The organism is Paenibacillus aestuarii, from assembly GCF_027789125.1.
Classification (GTDB): domain Bacteria; phylum Bacillota; class Bacilli; order Paenibacillales; family NBRC-103111; genus Paenibacillus_E; species Paenibacillus_E aestuarii.
In genome coordinates, this window is sequence record NZ_JAQFVF010000050.1 from 36,170 (window position 1) to 56,719 (window position 20,550).

23 protein-coding genes are annotated in these 20,550 nt (G+C 51.5%); 18 read left to right on the forward strand and 5 right to left on the reverse strand.

The window, feature by feature from the left end; translation table 11 throughout:
* The first annotated feature begins 87 nt into the window (after positions 1-87).
* The 4 genes from O9139_RS21130 to O9139_RS21145 all read left to right on the forward strand — a co-directional run bounded on the left by O9139_RS21130 (position 88) and on the right by O9139_RS21145 (position 4,042).
* Entirely contained in the window at positions 88-1,563 is a 1,476-nt protein-coding gene (locus O9139_RS21130) for a protein adenylyltransferase SelO (protein WP_270881424.1), read from the forward strand.
* A 491-nt stretch (positions 1,564-2,054) separates the two neighbouring features.
* The gene (locus O9139_RS21135; RefSeq protein ID WP_270881425.1) at positions 2,055-2,228 is read left to right on the forward strand and encodes a hypothetical protein; all 174 of its coding nucleotides are present in this window, start codon (positions 2,055-2,057) and stop codon (positions 2,226-2,228) included.
* A gap of 120 nt (positions 2,229-2,348) precedes the next feature.
* Positions 2,349-2,804, forward strand: coding sequence for a MarR family winged helix-turn-helix transcriptional regulator (locus O9139_RS21140; RefSeq protein ID WP_270881426.1), 456 nt, complete (start codon positions 2,349-2,351; stop codon positions 2,802-2,804).
* Positions 2,805-2,842: 38 nt separating this feature from the next.
* Complete coding sequence (locus O9139_RS21145) at positions 2,843-4,042, forward strand: MFS transporter (RefSeq protein WP_270881427.1); 1,200 nt, start codon at positions 2,843-2,845, stop codon at positions 4,040-4,042.
* 45 nt (positions 4,043-4,087) lie between these two features.
* Here the strand turns inward: O9139_RS21145 and O9139_RS21150 are convergent, their stop codons facing one another.
* Positions 4,088-4,324, reverse strand: a complete 237-nt coding sequence (locus tag O9139_RS21150; RefSeq protein WP_270881428.1) for a hypothetical protein — start codon at positions 4,322-4,324, stop codon at positions 4,088-4,090.
* A gap of 448 nt (positions 4,325-4,772) precedes the next feature.
* Between O9139_RS21150 and O9139_RS21155 the strand changes: the two genes are divergently transcribed.
* From O9139_RS21155 to O9139_RS21200, 10 genes are all read left to right on the forward strand, one after another.
* The gene (locus tag O9139_RS21155; RefSeq protein WP_270881429.1) at positions 4,773-6,104 is read left to right on the forward strand and encodes an MFS transporter; all 1,332 of its coding nucleotides are present in this window, start codon (positions 4,773-4,775) and stop codon (positions 6,102-6,104) included.
* A 150-nt stretch (positions 6,105-6,254) separates the two neighbouring features.
* Entirely contained in the window at positions 6,255-6,968 is a 714-nt protein-coding gene (locus O9139_RS21160) for a GntR family transcriptional regulator (RefSeq protein ID WP_270881430.1), read from the forward strand.
* 151 nt (positions 6,969-7,119) lie between these two features.
* Positions 7,120-7,944: an ABC transporter permease gene (locus tag O9139_RS21165; protein ID WP_270881431.1), complete on the forward strand. Its 825-nt coding sequence runs from the start codon at positions 7,120-7,122 to the stop codon at positions 7,942-7,944.
* 15 nt (positions 7,945-7,959) lie between these two features.
* Complete coding sequence (locus O9139_RS21170) at positions 7,960-9,012, forward strand: ABC transporter ATP-binding protein (protein ID WP_270881432.1); 1,053 nt, start codon at positions 7,960-7,962, stop codon at positions 9,010-9,012.
* Positions 9,013-9,038: 26 nt separating this feature from the next.
* Positions 9,039-10,241, forward strand: a complete 1,203-nt coding sequence (locus O9139_RS21175; protein WP_270881433.1) for an extracellular solute-binding protein — start codon at positions 9,039-9,041, stop codon at positions 10,239-10,241.
* Between the two features lie 44 nt (positions 10,242-10,285).
* Positions 10,286-11,086: an ABC transporter permease gene (locus O9139_RS21180; RefSeq protein ID WP_270881434.1), complete on the forward strand. Its 801-nt coding sequence runs from the start codon at positions 10,286-10,288 to the stop codon at positions 11,084-11,086.
* Positions 11,087-12,415 (forward strand): hypothetical protein, encoded by a 1,329-nt coding sequence (locus O9139_RS21185; protein WP_270881435.1) that lies wholly within the window; start codon positions 11,087-11,089, stop codon positions 12,413-12,415. It abuts the gene before it with no gap.
* Positions 12,412-12,888 (forward strand): hypothetical protein, encoded by a 477-nt coding sequence (locus O9139_RS21190; RefSeq protein WP_270881436.1) that lies wholly within the window; start codon positions 12,412-12,414, stop codon positions 12,886-12,888. Before O9139_RS21185 ends, O9139_RS21190 begins: the two co-directional genes overlap by 4 nt.
* Entirely contained in the window at positions 12,881-13,897 is a 1,017-nt protein-coding gene (locus tag O9139_RS21195) for a CehA/McbA family metallohydrolase (RefSeq protein ID WP_270881437.1), read from the forward strand. The genes O9139_RS21190 and O9139_RS21195 overlap by 8 nt, the downstream gene beginning before the upstream one ends.
* A 23-nt stretch (positions 13,898-13,920) precedes the next feature.
* Complete coding sequence (locus tag O9139_RS21200; RefSeq protein WP_270881438.1) at positions 13,921-14,775, forward strand: DUF6454 family protein; 855 nt, start codon at positions 13,921-13,923, stop codon at positions 14,773-14,775.
* A 47-nt stretch (positions 14,776-14,822) separates the two neighbouring features.
* Here the strand turns inward: O9139_RS21200 and O9139_RS21205 are convergent, their stop codons facing one another.
* The 4 genes from O9139_RS21205 to O9139_RS21220 all read right to left on the reverse strand — a co-directional run bounded on the left by O9139_RS21205 (position 14,823) and on the right by O9139_RS21220 (position 16,872).
* Positions 14,823-15,371 (reverse strand): hypothetical protein, encoded by a 549-nt coding sequence (locus O9139_RS21205; RefSeq protein ID WP_270881439.1) that lies wholly within the window; start codon positions 15,369-15,371, stop codon positions 14,823-14,825.
* Positions 15,372-15,501: 130 nt separating this feature from the next.
* Positions 15,502-15,795, reverse strand: a complete 294-nt coding sequence (locus O9139_RS21210) for a hypothetical protein (RefSeq protein ID WP_270881440.1) — start codon at positions 15,793-15,795, stop codon at positions 15,502-15,504.
* A 126-nt stretch (positions 15,796-15,921) separates the two neighbouring features.
* Positions 15,922-16,428, reverse strand: coding sequence for an SRPBCC family protein (locus tag O9139_RS21215; protein WP_270881441.1), 507 nt, complete (start codon positions 16,426-16,428; stop codon positions 15,922-15,924).
* Positions 16,429-16,539: 111 nt separating this feature from the next.
* On the reverse strand, positions 16,540-16,872 hold the full coding sequence (locus O9139_RS21220; RefSeq protein WP_270881442.1) for an ArsR/SmtB family transcription factor: 333 nt from the start codon (positions 16,870-16,872) through the stop codon (positions 16,540-16,542).
* A 289-nt stretch (positions 16,873-17,161) separates the two neighbouring features.
* Between O9139_RS21220 and O9139_RS21225 the strand changes: the two genes are divergently transcribed.
* The 4 genes from O9139_RS21225 to O9139_RS21240 all read left to right on the forward strand — a co-directional run bounded on the left by O9139_RS21225 (position 17,162) and on the right by O9139_RS21240 (position 20,545).
* Positions 17,162-17,917 (forward strand): GTP cyclohydrolase II, encoded by a 756-nt coding sequence (locus tag O9139_RS21225; RefSeq protein ID WP_270881443.1) that lies wholly within the window; start codon positions 17,162-17,164, stop codon positions 17,915-17,917.
* Positions 17,918-17,959: 42 nt separating this feature from the next.
* Positions 17,960-18,544 carry a 5' nucleotidase, NT5C type gene (locus O9139_RS21230; protein WP_270881444.1) on the forward strand — a complete coding sequence of 195 codons (585 nt, stop codon included), beginning with the start codon at positions 17,960-17,962 and terminating at the stop codon, positions 18,542-18,544.
* An 88-nt stretch (positions 18,545-18,632) separates the two neighbouring features.
* A complete protein-coding gene (locus O9139_RS21235) occupies positions 18,633-19,556 on the forward strand; it encodes an NAD(P)/FAD-dependent oxidoreductase (RefSeq protein WP_270881445.1) in 924 nt (307 codons plus the stop codon).
* Positions 19,557-19,786: 230 nt separating this feature from the next.
* Positions 19,787-20,545: a PIG-L deacetylase family protein gene (locus tag O9139_RS21240; RefSeq protein WP_270881446.1), complete on the forward strand. Its 759-nt coding sequence runs from the start codon at positions 19,787-19,789 to the stop codon at positions 20,543-20,545.
* Positions 20,546-20,550: the final 5 nt, after the last annotated feature.

The following is a 20,550-nucleotide window of genomic DNA, read 5'->3' on the forward strand; positions in this document are numbered from 1 at the left end:
AATAGCAACGCGAAAAATCCCTAAACTGTATATGCTAAGGATGAGGGAATTGAGAATAGTGAGATCAGATTCATAAAAGGAGATCCAATGACCGAACATATGGCATCAGATGCAATCGGATGGAATTTTGAAAATAGTTATGCTGGACTGCCACAACTTTTCTATGCCGCGCATAACCCAACACCTGTGCGCGCGCCGAAGCTGGCCGTACTGAACGCGCCGCTCGCTGTGTCGCTAGGGCTCAATGCGAAGGCGCTGCAAAGTGCTGAGGCTGCGGAAATATTTGCCGGCAACCGCATTCCCGAGGGAGCAGCGCCTTTGGCGCAAGCTTATGCCGGGCACCAGTTCGGCCACTTTACGATGCTGGGAGATGGTCGGGCGCTGCTGTTAGGCGAACAGATCACGCCCCGCGGGGAGCGGGTCGATATTCAATTGAAGGGCGCGGGTACGACACCGTACTCCCGCAGGGGAGATGGCCGAGCAGCGCTAGGACCGATGCTGCGGGAGTATATCATTAGCGAGGCCATGCACGCGCTAGGCATTCCGACGACCCGCAGCCTGGCTGTGGCGACGACGGGGGAGTATATCAGGCGCGAAACCCCGCTGCCTGGCGCTGTGCTGACCCGCGTGGCTGCAAGCCATTTGCGGGTGGGAACTTTTCAATATGCTGGACAATGGGGGACGGTCGAGGATCTGCGGGCCCTCGCCGATTACACGGTGCAGAGGCATTACCCGGAAGTGGCGGATGAGGAGAACCGTTATTTGTCCCTGCTTCGGGCCGTGATCGAGCGCCAAGTCAAGCTTATTGCCAGTTGGATGCTCGTCGGCTTTATTCACGGCGTGATGAACACTGACAATATGGCCATCAGTGGTGAGACGATTGATTATGGTCCATGCGCGTTCATGGATGCCTATGATCCGGCTACCGTATTCAGCTCCATTGACAGTCATGGACGCTACGCTTATGGCAATCAGCCTTATATTGCCGCGTGGAATCTCGCGCGATTGGCAGAGGCGCTGCTTCCGCTGCTGGATGAGAATGAAACGCAGGCGCTTGCGCTGGCGCAGGATGAGATTTCGGGTGTTTCGAAAAAGTATGAGCAACACTGGCTGGCAGGCATGCGGGCAAAATTGGGCTTATTCCATGAGGAGCCGGAAGACCGCGCTTTGATTGAGCGCCTGCTGAAGATGATGCAGGAGGCAGAGGCGGACTACACGAATACGTTCCGTGCGTTAACTCTGGATCGGATGGAGGAGACCGGGCTGTCGGACAATGCGGATTTCGCCCAGTGGCAGGAGCAGTGGCAGGCGCGGTTGGGCCGGCAGCAGGAGGACAAAACGGCTGCTCAGCAGCTGATGCGGAGTAGTAATCCAGCGGTCATCCCGCGCAACCACCGGGTGGAGGAAGCGCTTGAAGCCGCGGTGGAACAAGGCGACTTCAGCGTAATGGAGCGGCTTTTGCAGGCGTTAGCCGATCCATTCGCATATACCGCTGCGCAGGTTGAGTATGCTGCGCTGCCGGAGCCTTCGTCTTGTGCGTATCAGACTTATTGCGGGACTTGATAGAAGTGAGGAGGGGCGCGGGGCGTGGTGTAGAAGCTGCGCTAGCTGGCCCCGCGGGAGTGCCGCGGCCGGTGCAAGGCGCGAAATCCGCGCAAGCTGGTTCTGTGCAGCGGGCGCATGAGCCTCTAGCTTCCGTGGGCCCAAGCCCACGCCTCGCTTTGCTCATGTTGTCGTATAAATGCAACAACGCCAAACTTGCAATGGTTTCATCAGGATCTTCGAGTGTCTTCTCGAACTCTCGGTTATCGAATTCAATTCCATTTGATCACGCTTCCAGTTCTTCGTTCGCTGCAGGAGCATCAGCTTCCATGTTTCTCCACATTGTGTTCAGCAGCATATTTCGAATTAATTCCTCTTTGTCTATGAATGAGCCGGAATTCTAGTAAACGGCCAGACTTTTTCGACAAAACAAGTGCTTGGCGCAGCGACAATCTGACAACAATTTTTCCATGGCAAGTTTATAATGAAAGGAAAGTCGGGGAGGGATGAATATGGACAAGCAATTCCTAAAGAGGCTGCACACACTCAATCGTCGTGACGAGTTGAGATCCACACTTTTAATGGAAGGTCTGAAACTCACTCTCAAACGGAAAAAGGAATGGAGTCTCATCGCCAAATGGATTCATCACAAAAAGAAACCAGTTATCGCTAAAGGCTGGAATTGATTGTCATCTCTTATTCATAATGAAAATCTCCATGTTCGTAAACAATGCGGATATGGAGATTTTATTTTATTTACTTTTTCGAAAATAATTGTTATAAATATAGTTGTCATATCAATTAATTTGGAGGGATCAAAACTGAAGCTTCAAGATTCTGTAGGCTACCTAATTGTCAATACAGGGCGCAAACTGACGCTTAACTTAACGCAGCTGTTTCAAACACATAATCTGACATCCGAACAATGGTCTTTGCTCATGTCCCTGCATAATGAAGAAGGCATCAGCCAAAAAGAGCTGGCCGAGCGCACGGAGAAAGATCCTGCTAATGTTACCCGCATCTTGGATCAGCTGGAACGAAAGGGCCTTGTTAGACGGGTCACGAATCCGGAGGACCGCAGATCGTTCAATATGTTCGTCACTGAGTCGGGACGAGAGGCTGCCTTGGAACTCATGCCGGTCGAGGCGCAATTTGTGCAGGAGATTCTTGTGGATATTCCGCAGGCTGAGATTGAGGCATTTAAAGCATTTATGCTCAAAGTAAACCGCAATATCGAGCGGCGCCGGGTGGCGGCAGAGTAACTATAGATCCACGGAGGAGACCGAATAGGAGAGAAACGATGAGAGACAATAAAAACGTACTGTGGAGCTCGAACTTTATTTTGATCTGTTTGAGCAGCTTTTTTGTGTTTATCACCTTCTACATATTGGCAGCGTCGCTGCCTGTGTTTGTGAAGGAGAACTTAGGCGGTTCGGAAGAGCAGATTGGTCTGACGATGACCATTTTTATTATAGCTTCCGTGTTGGCAAGGTTATTTGCGGGAACGTGGATCAGCAGGTTTGGTGAGCGAAAAATGGTGTTTATTTCACTGCTTTTGTTTTTCATCGCATCTGCATACTATTTGAATATTTATAGTTTGGTGATCTTGTTTGTCTTGCGCTTTGTGCACGGCGGGAGCTTCGCTGTTTCAACCACGTCGACGACGGCTGTTGCCCTCAGGTTGATTCCGGCGAACCGCAAAGGCGAAGGCATCAGCTATTTCAGCTTGTTTATGAGCTTGGCGATGGTTATTGGGCCATTCATCGGCCTAACCATCAATTCACACTTCGGATTTCGGGTCCTGTTCATCATTTGCGGCTTCTTTGCTTTGCTGGCGCTTGTTTTTGCCTTATTGACCCGTTCTCCCAAAATAGAAGCAGCGCCGCGTGCTGCCAAAGGGAAGCTTCACTGGCGGGACCTTATCGAGCCGTCCGTCATACCGGTAGGTTTAGCTGGATTTGTCCTTGCTTTTGCTTATAGCGGATTGACGTCATTCATTTCTGTCTATGCTTCCGATTTATCGATCGGCGCGATGGCAGGCTACTTTTTCGTATGCTTTGGCATTATGATCGTCATCCCTCGCCCGTTAGTTGGTAAAATTCTGGATAAATACGGTGAGCATGTCATTGTTTATCCATGCATTGTCGCTTTTACGATTGGGATGATTTTATTGGGGCTGGCGCACACTCCTGCGATGTTCCTTTTGGCCGGGGCGATATGCGGTCTTGGGTACGGTTCGATGCTTCCTTGCTTCCAGACCATTGCTGTCAAAAAAGCAAGCGTACATCGCCAAGCTCTCGCAACCGCGACGTTTTTTGTCTTGTTTGATTCCGGCTATGGCGTGGGATCTTACGTGCTTGGATTGCTGGCCGAAAGCTCCGGATATGCGCATATGTACCTGATTTCCGCCGTGATCGTGGCGTTTACCGCGGTTATTTATTTCGCGCTTCATCATCGTCGAAATCCTGCAGCAATTGCTGAGCCGAGTTCGGCGAAGTAGCTTTGTTGCCTTAGACGAAGAGGCTGCCTATAGGCAGCCTCTTTTTTACACGCCGTTCTCTTGCGCCTCCGATTTCACGAGGTCCTTCTTCCAGAATTCAATCACCGTATACCCCTTTAATTGCATGGACGCCCATGAATTTTTTCCTTTAAAACCCAGACCCTCCATGATGGCAACGGTGTCTTTCACTTTGTCATTATCCACTCTCAATTCAATTGACGTGGCGTTGTTGATCACGAAGGAATACACGTCTATGTCGTTTGCTGATGGTAAACTCGTCAAAATATGTTCCTCCTGCGCTAACGGATCTCATCTTGCTGAAGGATATTATACCCAGCGATAGTAAATAAACACGCTGAAGTGCTGTTAGCTCGCGAGTATGGCCCCGAGAGGCGGCGTTAGCGCGGGGCCCCGCGGTGAGGGCAGGATGGCGATGAATGTGAACGGGTAGGCGGTGCAGAGCGAGAAAGTTGCTTTAGGGGGCTATATAGAAGTGCCTGCAGGCAGAACAGTTACGGCATATGCCGATGGCAATTACTCCGGGCGTCTTTTCGCAACTCAAAAGTTCAAAAGATGAAGCGAAACCGCTTAAAAAGTGCGTTAACCCAAGCGGCCCGGCCCCCCAACCTACTGGAAGGAGGAATAAGGGGGATTTTGGCCTTTTCCCAAATGGTAAATCATCCCTGCCAGGCCTATAATGAAACTTACTTAGAAAAGGAAGTGAGTGTGCGTGGAGGTTTGGCGGAAAAATCTGATTTTGTTATGGACTGGCACTTTTTTGAGCTCTGTTGGCATTAATATGATCATTCCGTTTCTCCCCTTTTATGTACATGATCTCGGCGTTACGGATGTGAAGCAGACGGCGTTGTGGGCGGCGTTTATTTTTGCAGGCAATCATTTCTTTATCGCGCTGTCCTCCCCGTTATGGGGGCGGCTGTCGGACAAGTACGGTCAAAAGCTGATGATGATCCGTTCCGGGATCGGAATGGGCATTGTTATTATTATGATGGGCTTCGTACGGTCTCCACTGGAGCTGCTGATTCTGCGGATGACCATGGGGCTGGTCGCCGGGTTCATTACAGCTTCTTCCACCTTTCAGGCGATTGAAACGCCTAAGGAGCATGTCGGCAAAGCGCTCGGAGTGCTGCAGACGGGAAATGTCAGCGGCAATCTTCTCGGCCCCCTAATCGGCGGATTGCTGGCGGAAACAGTAGGGATCCGCAATGCCTTCTACATAACGGGAACGCTGCTCTTGTTCTCCACGCTGCTGATTGTGTTCGGTGTGAAGGAAACGCGCGTGTATGAGAAGTTGGAGATGTTCAATTGGTTGAAAAATCGCGGGAAGCGCCGTGCAGCATATAGATCGGCAGCTATATCAGCGCCAGCCATTGTGCCTGGGCCAACGGAAGCCAAGGCAAAGGGCGGGCTGTTCGCCGAAATCAGGCAAGCGCCTGTGGTGCTGACCTTGTTTCTCTCCACCTTCCTTATCTCCGGAAGCTTCCAGAGCATCGAGCCGATTATTACGCTGTATGTCAAAAGCATGAACATCGACTCCCATGTCGCCCTGATCGGCGGTATGGTGTATGCCGCAAGCGCGCTAGGTACGATTGTGGCGGCGCCTTTATTAGGGCGTCTTGCCGACCGGATCGGCAGCCATCTCGTGCTGATGAGCTGTCTGCTCGCCGTGTCGCTTCTGTATATTCCGCAAGTGTGGATTACGAATCCGTGGCTGCTGCTGGCGAACCGGTTCGTGTTGGGCTTAAGCGTAGGCGGGCTCGTCCCTGCTGTCAGCACGCTGCTTCGCAACTTTTCCTCGGAGCGGGCGCGGGGCAGTATCTACGGCTTCAACCAGAGTTCGAACTCGCTTGGCAACGTGTGCGGCGCTTTGTTCGGCGGATTTATGGCCAACCATTGGGGAATTCCGTCCATTTTTATTTGCTTGTCCGTAATCTTTTTCCTGCACTTCGCAATGGTTTGGATCCAGTGGAAGCTCGGTACCTATACGGAAAAGAAATCCGGCCGCCTGCCACGAATTGTACTGGGAAATCGAAAAACTCAATAAGCTCGAGGCTTAGGCTTCGGGCTTTTTGTATATAGAGATGCAGCAATACCGATGACGGCTTACGATCCAATCCTGAGTCTTGACAATATATTGCAGCGTATTACACAATAAAGATACAACTAGATGTCTAGAGGAGTTGTTCTTTATTCTATGGAAGTAAAGCATGAAAGGGTTAAGCAGTGCCTGGAGGCAATGATGGACTCCGGACAGCTTAGCGTCGGCGAACGATTGCCTTCCGAGATTCTGATGGCCAAAGAATTCGGCGTCAGCCGGGAGACGTTTCGCGCCGCCGTCAAGATGCTGGAGCAGGAAGGCAGACTGCTTGTGAAGCATGGCGTGGGTACGTTCGTGATTCAGCCGCTTCCCATGATTCCAAGCTCACTGGAGCGTCTCTCCAGCATCGGCGCTATGATTCGCACAGCCCAATTGGATCAAGGCGAGAGCCGCATCAAATTCACCAAAGAGGGTTGTTCGCCGGAAGCGGCGTCTGCGCTTGGCATTAAGCTGGGCGATCCGGTGGTCAATATGGAGCGCGTCCATACTGCGAACGGGGAGCCTGTTGCTTTTTCCATGAATACGATCCCGCAAGAGATTGCTGGCGATGCCTTTGATCACGACGAGTTCCAAGGCAAGCTGCTGCAATTTTTTGAGAAACGGCTTGGCCGGAAGATTGTCACGGCAGATTCGGAAATATGCGTCCCGCTGCATATCGATCGTCATTGTCAGCGGCTGCTCCTGCATCCGCAGACGACGGTGCTGATGTTGAAGCAAGTGCATTATGACGAGGCCAACAGGCCTGTCCTGTTCTCGCGGGATTACTTACGCAATGATGTGTTTACATTTAATATCCGGCGAACGACATAGCGACGTGCTCGAAAGAACCCCGATCCTCAGCGATCGGGGTTCTTTCTTATCTTTACAAAATCAACATGTCCAGTTGACGATCTATTAACGATTACAAGTTATTATCATATTCATGAGATGTCTATACCTCTTAATAAAGAAAGGAGCGCATATGAGTTGGAAACTTAAGCAAGTCTCTGGCAAAGCATGGATCGAGTGGGCGATTCTCCTCCTCTTTATCCTATTTTTTATGGGACCATTGATTAACTTACTCATTCTGGCCTTCTCCGGCAAATGGCAGTATCCGGCGATTTTGCCGCAGGAATGGTCATTCACTTGGTGGGCATACGTGTTTCAACAGAACGAGGTCATCGAATCGATCTCGCTCTCGTTCGGGATTGCGACGGTGGTAACGCTGCTGTCGATCGTCATTTGCTTGCCCGCCGCATATGCCTTTGCCCGCATCAGGTTCCGGTTAAGCAAGATGTTCCTTTTCTCTTTTCTATTAACTCATGCTTTTCCCAAGATGGGCTTGTACGTATCCATCGCCGTACTATTCTTCAAGCTTCATCTGATGAATACGTTCATGGGCGTCGTGTTGATTCACATGGTCAATACGCTGATGTACATGACCTGGATTCCGGCGTCGGCATTCAAGAGTGTGCACCAGTCCCAGGAAGAGTCGGCACGCGATGTAGGCGCAGGACCGCTGCGGGTGTTCTGGCACATTACCTTGCCAATGGCGCTTCCCGGCATCGTGGTGGCGTCGATCTTCACCTTCCTTTCTTCGCTTGATGAGGCGCAAGGGACCTTCATGGTCGGTATTCCCGATTTTCGCACAATGCCGCTTATCATGTACACGATCGTTCAAAATTACCCGACTACCGCTGGCGGCGTCTTCAGCATCATCCTGACGCTTCCGACAATTCTTCTTCTGCTGGCTGCCCGCCGATTCATTAACGCGGATGTCATGTCGAGCGGATTCACAATGAAATAGGAGGCACCGGATTGTATGACGATGACGAATCGACAGCCACAGCTTTCAATCCAAAATTTTCAAAAAATATTTAAGACCGGGGACGGCGTGAAAGGTGTAAGCCTGGATGTGTTCAAGGGCGAACTTGTAACGCTGCTGGGTCCGTCCGGCTGCGGTAAAACGACCGTGCTTCGCGCAGTTGGCGGCTTCCAGGAGCCTGATAGCGGCGATATCCTCATTGAGGGAAAGAGCGTGCTGAAGGTTCCGCCGGAAAAAAGGCCGACTGCGATGGTGTTCCAAAGCTATAACCTGTGGCCGCATATGACGGTCTATGATAATCTCGCGTTCGGTCTGAAAATCAGAGGCCGCAAGAAAGAGGAGATTCGGGCTGCCGTTGATAAGGTGCTGCACCTGGTTCGCCTGCCCGGCACCGAGAACAAAATGCCCAGCCAGCTGTCCGGCGGTCAGCAGCAGCGTATCGCTGTAGCCCGCGCTCTGCTGCTCGATCCGGCCGTGCTGCTCCTCGACGAGCCATTCTCCGCACTTGACGCCAAGCTGCGTCTGGAAATGCGCGAGGAGCTGCGAGAGATTCAATCGAGCACAGGGCTGACCATGGTCTTCGTGACGCATGATCAGGAAGAAGCGCTCTCGATCTCCGACAGGATCGTCGTCATGAACAGCGGTCGCATCGAGCAGCTCGACTCGCCGCAGCGCATCTACGACCATCCCGAGTCCTTATTCGTAGCGCAGTTTATCGGGCGCATGAACTTCCTGCCCGCTCAGGGCGAGGGCAGCGTCGTGGATATTCAAGGCCGACGGTTTGCGGTGGAGCGTCCGGTGGAAGGCGCTGTTACAGCAGCGATCCGCCCGGAAGATATCGTCCTGCTGGACGGCGAAGAGGCGAAGGATCAGCTTTCTTTCCAGGCAACGATCCGTCAGGTGATGGTGCTGGGGCACTACGCCGAAGTTACAGCGGATACTGTGGCTGGACCCATCAAGCTTTTTGTGCCGAGAGAGCAAGCAGCAGCACTAGAACATGGGCAATCCGTTCCTATCGGCTTTATGCGGGTAACCGCGTTTCATAGATAACCTAATATATAAGAGGAGGCATTATCGTGAAGAAATGGATGAAGAAAGTGTTCAAGGGCAAAACATTGGTGCTTGGTGGACTGGCAATGGCAGTTGCCCTAAGCGGCTGCGGCAAGGCTGCTGATCAAGCGGCATCAGGGGCAGCAAGCGCCCAACCGGCGAGCACTGCGCAGGCTGACAAGAAAGACGAAAAACCAGTTGAACTGAACTTCTATTTCTCCGGTTCGGCTAACGTCAAAGAAATGTGGGAAACGCTGACACCGCAATTTGAAAAAGCAAATCCAGGCATTAAGGTGAAGCTGGTGCATCTGCCTGACGGCCAAGCGGAAGGCGCAGCGATTGATAAAGTGTTGGGTGCGAAAAAAGCGGGTCAAAAAAGCATCGATATCGACGTTTTCGAAACAGGTCTGAGCAATCTGACTAAGGGTGAAAAAGACGGCGTATGGATGAAAATGGATAATTCGCTGATCCCTAACTTGAGTAAAGTGGATGCAGCTTATATGAACGACGTACATCAGTTGGCTGTACCTTACCGTGCCTCCTCCGTTGTCTTGGCTTATAACAGCAAAAATGTTCCGACGCCTCCGAAGACAGCAGATGAGCTGTACGATTGGATCCGCAAGCATCCTGGCAAGTTTGCTTATAATGATCCGGCTACAGGCGGATCCGGCTCCTCCTTCGTGCAAACGGCGATTTATAACTTCCTGCCGGCTGATGCGGTTCATAACGAAGATCCGTCTGTTATGCAACAATGGGATAAAGGTTTTGCGCTGCTTAAAGAACTCGGTCCATTCATGTATCAAAAAGGTGTTTATCCGAAGAAAAACCAAGGTACACTCGACATTCTGGCAAGCGGTGAAGTCGATATGATTCCGGCTTGGTCGGATATGGGTCTGGAGCAAATCAGCAAAAAAACGCTGCCTGACACCATTAAGCTGACACAAATCGAGCCTGCTTTTACAGGCGGTCCTTCCTATATTGCCATTCCAGCGATGTCGGAGAAAAAAGAAGCAGCTGAGAAATTCATCAACTACGCGCTGACACCGGAAGCACAAACGGTAGTTATTAACAAAATGTACGGATACCCAGGCATCAAATGGTCGGAAATGCCGGCAGATTTGCAGAAAAAGTTCGAGAGCGTGGCGAAAGGCTACCGTACGTTCACGATCGGTTCCCTTGGCGATGAAATCAACAAGCGCTGGCAGCGGGAAGTCGCTGGAGGCAACTGATATCAGCGATGAAAAACAAACAGCGTAACCTTTTGGGGATAGCCATGGTTATCCCTTCTTTTCTTATTCTGCTGCTCGTCGTTGTCATTCCGATCCTTCTGGCGATCCAGGAGAGCTTTAAAGACGATGATACCGGATCATTTACCCTCAGCAACTACGTGTTTCTATTCGCAGATAAATTCATGCGCAAGAATATCAGTTTCACGCTGAGCTTGACCATCGTCTCGATGGTCATTGTCATTCTCGTCAGCTACATGCTGGCGATGTATTTGCGATTTAATCAGGGGAAAATTGTGGACTGGATTAAGCGGCTTTATTTTATCCCCATGTTCATCCCCTCGGTGATCGGCACCTATGGCATGATTTCGATGTACAGCAATCACGGTTGGCTGGCGAGATTTGTGCTGCTGGCGGGCGGGGACTATTTTCCTAAAATCATATATAGTTACTCGGGCATTCTGCTCGCCAACTTGTGGTTTAACATTCCGTTTGCCACGATGATGCTTAGCTCAGCGCTCTCTAGTATTCCGAATTCGATTGTGGAAAGCGCCAAAGACGCCGGTGCCGGCCGCATACAGATCCTCTGGCGGTTCATTATTCCGCTGTCTTACAAGACGATGCTGGTCACGATGACGTTTGTATTTATGGGCATTATCGGGGGCTTTACCGCACCTTTCTTGATGGGACCGAATGCCCCGCAAGTGCTGGGTGTCGCAATGGAACAAATGTTCGGCGCATATAAGGAGATTGGCAGAACGAGCGCCACGGCGGTGTTCATGTTTGTGCTGTGTTCGTTCATGGGGTATTTCTATATCCGCAGCATGATCCAGGAGGAGCGTTCATAGATGAGAGAACTAGTTCTTAATAATAAATCAGATGTTCCTGAGGTTATAGATCGGGAGCAAAGTGTCCGGTTCGCTTTCGAGCTGAAAGAACCCGGTTTTGCCGAGTTCACGATGACCGCGTCCTGTGATGGCGATTGGCTGGTCGAGGAGCGGGAGTCCGTCATGCTCCAAGTTTGGGTGAACGGCGAGTACAACCAGGACATCGTGTTGTTTTATGGCGAGCGGTGGCTGGAATATCCACGGCTGCTCGGATATTTGGATGCAGGCGAATACGAAGTGGAGCTGCGCTTCCATGAGCTGTCGTCACCGTTAACGAAGCAAGCGCAAGTGAAAGCAGCGGAAATCCATCGGGTATCCCGGGATTCGGAGCTTGGTTTGGTGTACCGGTATGCGCCAGTCTTATATGGAAGAAATTTGGGGCATCCCGCGGAGAGCACATACACGGACACACCGTTGGTCGTGTTCTATACGATGGAGTCCAGCAGCACCGGGACGATTCTGGAGTATCAGGTTCTGTACAGCCATGAAGATGAAGGAACTCCAGCGCCTATGCTCATGGCCAAATGGGGCCGTCTCACCGACATCGAATGGACGCTCCGCGTAGAGCTGGATCGTGACTACGAAGTGGTGAAGGCCACCTATCAAGGGCTGCACCATGTCACGACCGAATATCGCGGAGGATCGTTGCTCGGTGGCCACCCTGTGATGCAAGCGGCAAGCGCGCACGGCATGGTTACGGATGTACCGACGTCCGGATATCGCTTCTTATTCGCGCCGGCGTATCGCTGGAACCCTGCGGAAGAACCGAGGGAGCGTGTGATGGATGCTTTTCCGTTCACGTACCAAATGATGGCTTGGGAGTATATGCGCCATCGGAAGCTCTCCCAACTGATCGCTGCAGGGGATGGCTCTGAGCATTGGCAAGTCCGTGATGTTCGCGATTATTTGTATGTACAAACGTCCAAATGGGTAGAAGACGCCGTCATGAAGAAGCGTACATGCGTAGATATCCGCGTGCGCTTAAAAGACAGCGATATGACCTATTCGAGCTCGTTCGGTTATTGGCAGATGGAGGATTTTAAGGCGGTTTACGACGGGCCGTATGAATGGTTCTCGACGACGGTGCAGCTGCCCCAGGGGACAACGGTGAACGATATTGCGTGCGTTGAAGTGGAGCTTTGGGAAGGCGGAGCCCATAGGGTTAAGGTTCGGGGCTTGAAAGCGTTCATGCTGGATGCAAACTTCCTGCCGGGCATGGCCGTTGAAACGGGAGAGGAGCTTGTTTTGACTGGAGAGTCTCCGGTTGCAAGCTTATGGTGTGCGCGATGAGAACGCTGCTTGAAGTGCAAGGACATGTGACAGCAACAGCTTCCCGAAGCCAGATCAGCTATTCAGTTCTCGTCCCTGAAGGACTTAGCGTATTGTATATCAAGTTCCGCTATGCGCCCAAAGTGCTGGAAGACAAAGCGCGGACGAAGGCGCTTGTCGAGGAAGCTGCGGTGAAGTATTTGGAAGGCGAGCGACTTGCGATGTATGTGGAACAGTGGGAAAAAGTATTCCCGCTGCAAAATCTGTTGACGCTGTCGCTCGACGATCCGCAGGGTTATCGGGGGGCGGCCCATCGGCATACGCCGGAGCAGGAGCATCGTATCCGCATCACCGATGCGTCGCCCGGGTTTTGGCCTGGGCCGATCCGCGCAGGCATGTGGCGGATTACCGTTAGCGTGCATGCGGTCGTAACGGAGATTTGCACATACGAGCTGCAGGTGCTTGGCCAAAGCAAGGAGGGATTTCATGAGTGAGCTTAACCAAGAGGAGCGGGCAGGGCTGCGCTGGCTGGCCTGCGAACTCCATACGCATACACAGCACAGCGATGGACGACATACGCTGCTGGAGTTGGCGCGCAGCGCTTCTGACCTCGAACTGGACTGTATCGCGCTCACCGACCACAATACGACTTCCGGCTTGCTGGGGAAGGAAGCGGTGGAGCAGGAGACGGGCATTCGAATTATGAATGGGTTGGAATGGACGACATTTTACGGTCATATGCTCGTACTAGGTTTTGCGGCAGGAAACTATGCGGATTGGCGAGACTTTGGCCCGCAGGACTTGGCGAAAGGGCTGCGTGAAGTCCGAGCGATCGGCGCCTTGGCGGGTCTTGCCCACCCATACCGGGTAGGGAGTCCGATGTGCACCGGCTGCTACTGGGAGTACGAGATCGCCGATTGGCGGGATATCCAATTCATTGAAGTATGGTCAGGCACCTTTCCTTCCGTGAGCAGCAGCAATCAGCGCGCTTTTGCGTTATGGACGGACGTGCTGAATCAAGGTTACCGGATGGCGGCAACGTGCGGCCGGGACTGGCATGCTTCCGGGTCGGAGCAGGAGCCGATTGCTGTCACATATACGAGCGGCACGGATCCTTTCCAGGCTATTGCGGCAGGCGCAGTTTCCGTCTCGATGGGACCGCTGCTGACGATGGAAGCCAGTGTCGGAGAAGGCCGGGTTTATCTGCTCGGCCAAACAGTCACGGTTACCGACGTTAGCACGGAGGTTGAGATTGCTGTGCAGCTCGATCCTGATCGCCGCAAGGCGAAGTGGACCCTGCCGGAACAGACGCTGGAAGTGAAGCTCGTCGGCAATCCTGGCATTGTCGAGACGATTCAGCTGCCCTTAGGTGCGCGACAAGCTTCCGTTACAATTGCTGTGAAAGACGTCACTTGGCTGCGAGCGGAACTGTACGGCGTATTCAACGGATGCAGAACGATGATCGCGTTTACGAATCCCATCTATTTCACGAATGGTGACTAAAATTCGGGAAAGGAAGGCATAGGATGGACAATTGGCAACTTCACGATGCATTCCGCATGCTGACACGACATACCCTTTGGGAGCAAAAAGCGAGGATTTCCGTGCCTTTTAACCATTATCATGCACAAGGCATGATTCGTGATGGCGGTTTGTTTTATTTATCGTCCGTAGAACTGCTGGAAGCTCCTGCCCCTTGCAGCGATTCCAGTCTCGGCTATGACCGGACTACGGGCAAGGGTGTCGGTCACCTCTATGTCATGGATGAGCGAGGCCGATTGCTGCATGATCTTGTACTGGGGGAAGGGGCGATGTACCATCCCGGCGGCATCGATACGGATGGAAGTCATCTTTGGATTCCTGTAGCTGAATATCGCCCTCATAGCCAAGCGATCATATATAAGGTAGAGATTGAAACTATGCAGGTCGAAGAGGTTTTTCGGGTTCAGGATCATATCGGGGGCTTGATCTGTGACCGGCATAGCGGCACGCTGATTGGACATAGCTGGGGTTCCCGTAAATTTTACAGATGGACGCCGCATGGAAATGTCATGGAAGAGAGGAATAATTCGAGCCATTTTATCGATTACCAGGATGGACAGTATATCGGCGGGGGATGTATGCTGCTGAGCGGCATTGCCGAATTGTCCACTCCGGTAGGACATTCTGGCAGCGCAAAGGTTGAATTGGGCGGGCTCGCCTTGCTCGACACGCGGACAATGACCATGGTCCACGAGGTGCCGGTGACGGAGTATTCGGTAGAAGGTCATGTCCTTACCCGCAATCCGGTCTACGTGGAGTATAAGGATCAGGTACTGAGGTTCTATGCGGTACCCGATGATGGTTTCGGAGATATGCTTATCTATGAAACGAGCATCTAATAAAAAGGGCCGTCAAAGTCGATGAACGACTCGGACGGCTCTTTATGTTATTTTTTCGCAATATCCGCGAGAACAAACTTGTCATTCACTTTTTTCGTCGTAACGGTTACGCCGTCTTTCGTCGTGAATTTGACTTGATCCTTCGTGTTTGCGGTGTCATACGTGATATCTTCTTTTTTTGAATCCAACAGGTTGGTTGGGAAGAACGACGTTTTGTTCGTTACGATTGCGCCATCCGCTGTTTGATCTGTCAAGTAATGCGCAGCCAATTTATCCGCCATGGCCGCATCGTAATAGTTGGAAAGGAACTTCACAGCTTTCTCTTTGCTGTCCGCAGCGACAGGGTTCAAAATAAATCCGCCATCTTTGGATTTCGCTTCCGCGAACAGGTACTCGGCTTTCTCCTCTGCGATGCGTGCTGCAATGTAGCCTTTCATGTTCACTGCATCCTGGCTCTCAGCTGTAGCTTGTGGAGCTGCAGAAGCTGCGGCTGTCGGTGCAGGCGACGCTGCTTGTTTAGGTGCGGAAGAGCAAGCTGCTCCTGTAATCATCATTGTAAGCAAGGCAAGGCCTGCTGCCGTTTTTTTCAAAGTCACGATAAACACCTCTTTGAGTAAGATCTAAGGATGTATTTCCTTGTAATAAATTCCAAAATATATGAGACATTTTAGGCTCACAAGATAAGAATATAAAGGATTTTGTCGAAAAATGCAACTTGAACCGACCTCATGAAGGGTCATTTTCACGGCCTGATTTTCTTTTTTTCACATGTTTTACATATTTGGCGACTCCGATTATGATGATCAGAGCTGTGGCGAATGGGGCAAACTCCGGAATTGCAGATAAGGTGATGAATACATCCGAGTAAAAAACAAGCTCTAGAAGGCCTAGAATCACCAGGGTCATGATGAAGTATTGAAATCTGTTAACGGCATACATCAGCTTTACTAGCAATTGCTTCATCGCTTGAAACATACTGGTTTCACGCTCCTTCTGCGGAATTAACATTTCCGGTGTCATAGCGGAACAGCGCTTCTGCTATCCCGCCATCCGAGCACCGGGCATGGCGTGGTACCGCACAACAAAAAGCGGAAGCCAAGGCTTCCGCTTTTTGTGTGCCATTGCCATTGCCGTTGCAGCCGCAGCTTAAGCCTGAGTCGCCAGGTAAGCTTCGAGCTGGTTGAACGTACCTGCAAAACCTTGCTGCATGCTCTCTTGCATCGCCGCGAAGAATTGCACCTCTTCTTCTGTAGCGTTGATCGGACCGCCGGTGAGCGTTAGGATCGTTTTGCCGTCCTGCTCAGTAAAGGTCAAAATATTTTGCACTTCCAACGGGAAGTTCGGCGCAAAAGGAGCGCGTACCGAGTTGCCTTCCGGATCGGAGAAGGAGTTGGTGAACACGATTTTGTCCGGCGGCGAAATTTCGTTGTATACGAATTTGCCCCACATTTCGTGGCCGTCAGGCGTTTTCATGCTGTAGTGAAACATGCCTCCTGGACGCAGATCCAGCTTCGCCACATGGATGGACATGCCTGTCGGTCCCCACCACTTGGCCAGATGATTCGCATCGGTCCATACTTGGAACACGAGATCGCGCGGCGCGTTTAAAGTGCGTGTAATAACGAGATTGCTAGTTGCTTGTTGGTTAGACATGGGTAATCCCTCCAAATGTAATAGTAAGTGTAAATGCTGCTCAAAATGAATCCAAACGACCCTCCACCATCATGATGGTCCGCGGGTGCTCAATGCATGCGTTGCTTTGGATCATTCGTGATCGCTGGGCTTATCCAGTCCTTGCAGCTCGCGCAAATAATCGTCCAAGCGGTCAAACCGTTCTTCCCACAGGTTCCGGAACGAGGCAAGCCAGCGGTCCATCTCCTGCAGCGGCGCAGGACGCAGCTTATAGATACGCCGGTTGGCTGCCGGCTGGACTTCGACCAGTCCGGCTTCGCTTAAGACGCGAAGATGTTTGGACGCTTGCGGCTGTTGCAGCCCGAGCCGATCAGCAATCTCCCCGACAGTTAAGGGGCCGTCACGTAAGAGCTCCACAATGTGCAGGCGGTTTGGTTCGGCTAGAGCGGTAAGTGTTGAATTCATAAATTGAATATACCTCATTAGGAATATTCCTGTCAAGGAATATTAAAATCAAAGCTTTCCTCTCATCGAAAACTTATCATAGTATCAGCTTATCCAATTTCTAACCGATTCAATCCAGAGGTGATATTGAGTCCGTTTGGGCGTATTTCTGTAACATCGTGTATAATTATTATTTGGTTACATCGAATTCATCTATTTAAACGCAAAAAATTGCGCAACCTATTGGGAGAATGGCTCGATCCGCGCTTGGCAGAGAGCCATGAAGAGTTTACGTTTAAAGGAGAAGCCTATGACAGCGACCAAATCGATGGACCCGAAAGTCCTGAACATTTTAAAAGACAAAGTAAAGCTCATTGAAGCAAATGAAAAAGCGATTTATCTGGTCGGACCGATTAATTTGCCTGTGCGTTTGTTCGACGAGACGGTACAATTCAAATGGTACTGCTGGCTGAATTGCAAAGAAGTGACCGATGACTTTGAACGCATTATTGAGAAGCTGTCGTCGGTGAATTTGGCAGAGTTTCAACAATCCAGCGTCTTGGTTCACGGCGATTTCGAGCACGCGGATGAGGCGCTAATCCGTCTGCATTCGATCTGCCATACTGGCGATATTTTTGGCTCCAAGCGTTGTGACTGCGGGTTCCAGCTGAAAACGGCGATGAAAGCTATTGCCGACCATGGCACAGGAGCGCTGTTCTATTTGGCTAATCATGAGGGCAGAGGAATCGGATTGTTCAGCAAAGCACTGGCTTACATTTTACAAGAAAATGGCTTTGATACGGTCGATGCGAACTTACAGCTGGGCTTTGTGGATGATTCCAGAGATTATAGTGACGCCATCCGCGTGCTCAAGGCGCTTCGCACGAAACCGGTTAAAGTGATGACGAACAATCCCAAAAAGCTTGCAGCACTGAAGAAAGCCGGCATGAACATTGCCGATCGGGTCGAGCTGTGGGGGGATGTGTCCGAGTATAATGAGAAGTACTTGCAGACAAAAATTGCCCGTTCCGGCCATCTAGAGGGCGAAGGCTGCTGCAACGATTAAGAAACCGGCCAACGTGACCGAGTTGGGGAAAAGAGGAAAACCGTGAAGCTTGGATTTGATATTGATGATACGTTGATTGATTTACGACAGCATGCTTTTCATTTATATAATCAAAAACTCGGACAAAACATCGGAGTGGACGTATTCGAAGCGATACCGACCCTGGAGATTCATGAAGCTTTCGGAATGACGAGAGAAGAAGGCGGGGCTATGTGGGCAAATCTGCGTGACGAAATCTATTATACGTCTTGTCCGCCTTTCCCTCATGCTGTGGAGATGCTGAACGAGCTGGTTGAAGCGGGACACGAGGTTTATTACATTACGGCTAGGCCGAAGAATCACTGCGGACGCACGCTGGAGTGGCTGCTGAAGAACGGCTTTCCTGTCGCAGACGGCCATTTTTATTGCGGGATGGATGACAAAGAGAAAGTACATATTATCAAGGAACTTGAGCTTGATTATTATTTTGACGATAAACCGGCTGTTTTGGAGACATTATCCGACCTTGCGCTGCAGGTGTATGTGCGGGACAGGTCCTATAACAGACATTTGAAGCTGCCGCGCATTACCTCATGGGAGCAGTTAAAAGATGAAATGAACAAAGGGGATATCCCTAAGTCTGAATAAGACGGGGATATCCTCTTTCCTTTTCAGGTATAGGGTAGGAAACGGCGAGTCATAATAATGGAAACATGGAAAGCCATGGGAGGCTTGTATGGAGTACAAAAGTGTAATTATTGGAGCCGGACTTGCCGGTTTTACGGCTGCCGTTTATTTGGCGCGAGCTGGACTTCAGCCGCTCGTCATCAAGGGCCAGAGTCCAAGCTACCATCTGACGACAACGACTGAAGTTGAATATTTCCCGGGTTTTCTGCGCGGCATTGATGGACCTGAGCTTCTGGATAATATGTTCAGACAAGCCGAAGAGTTCGGCGCTCAGGTCAAAATCGGCGATGTCTACAAGGTGGATCTGTCGAGCAGACCTTTTCGCCTATGGATGGAAGGCTGGGGGGAGATCCAGACGCAGACGCTGATCATTGCCACAGGGACGACCGCGAAGCTGCTGGGCATCCCCGGCGAAAGAGAGCATCTGGGCCTCGGTGTGAGCACCTGTGCGCCTTGCAGCGCTTTTTTTGTCCGTGATAAAAAAGTGATCGTTATCGGCGGCGGCGATTCGGCCATGGAGGAAGCGATCTATTTAACCAACTATGCCTCCGAGATTGTCGTCGTCAACCGTTCCGCGCAGCTGCGTGCCTCATTAGCCCTGCAGCAGCGGGTGCGGAAGCTGAAGAAGGTCAAATTCCTGATGAATCGCATGCCGGTGGAGATAATTCCGGGGGACAAAGGCATCGCCGGACTTATGGTGACCAACCAGGAAACGGGACAGGAGGAGCGCCTGGAGGCGGAAGGCATCTTCGTGGCGATCGGCAGCAAGCCGAACACGGGATTTCTTGTCAATCATCTGCCGCTCGACGAGCAGGGCTATGTGTTGGTGAAGCCTGGGACGACGGAGACGGACATTCCCGGCGTGTTCGCTTGCGGGGACGTGCAGGACCGGCGGTACCGGCAGATTTTGAATGCGATTGGCTCCGGCTGTATGGCTGCGCTCGATAGCCAGCGATTTTATCAAGAGATTTAAGAGCTGCCGGGTGCAGCTCTTTTTTTATAGTGCAACTTGCTGTAGAGCGGTCAAGCCCGCTTGCAGCAGATGCCAGGTTAACCACCCGCGGTCCAGTCCGAATTGGCGACTCATTACCGAAGACAATTGAATTTTCATCTTCGTCTGTCATTCGGTCTATAGAGCATCTACCAATATTCGACAGGAGGATGATATAATACGCTCAAGAGATCGCTCAGGAGGCAGAGATCATGAATATTGCTGAAGTTTTAGGGCTGCCGCAGCTGCTTCAAGTGAAGAAAATCGTTTGTGTCGAACCTCACCCGGACGATAACGAAGTTGGCGCAGCGGGTACGCTCAGAGAGCTTGCGTTACGCGGTTGTGAAATCGTTTACATTACGGTGACCGACGGGAGAGCCGGTGGGTCCTCACGGGTGCCTCAAACGGCCGACATCGTACAAATCCGCAAAAAAGAACGCGCCGAAGCGGGACGCATCGTCGGGGTGAGCAAACAAATCGCCTTGGATTTCCCGGATATGGGCGATTACACGGAACAGGATCTGCTGGCCAAGCTGATCCCGATCATTAGAGAGGAGCGCCCGGATATGCTGCTCACCGTCGACCCGTGGATGCCGTACGAGGCTCATCCCGATCACATCAAGACCGGCAAAGCAGTGGCCGCTGCGATGCTTTTTTCCGCGAATACGTTCCTGTATCCAGACGCGAATCCGTACACAGTGCCGCAAATTGCTTTCTATGCGACCGCGCACCCGAATACCTACATCGACGTTACCCCGCATTGGCAGCGGAAAATCGAAGCTATTCTGGCTCACGAAAGCCAGTTCGGCGATGCGCAATGGCCGATGCTGCAGATGTATCTGGAGTATCACGCGAGCCAGCTGTATGCGACTTGGAAGCAAGCGACCCCGGGAGCCGAAGGCTATGCCGAGGCGTTCAAGGTGCTGACCGGCCAGCAGCTGCATTTTTTTCCAGCAGCACTTCACAGCTAGGGGGA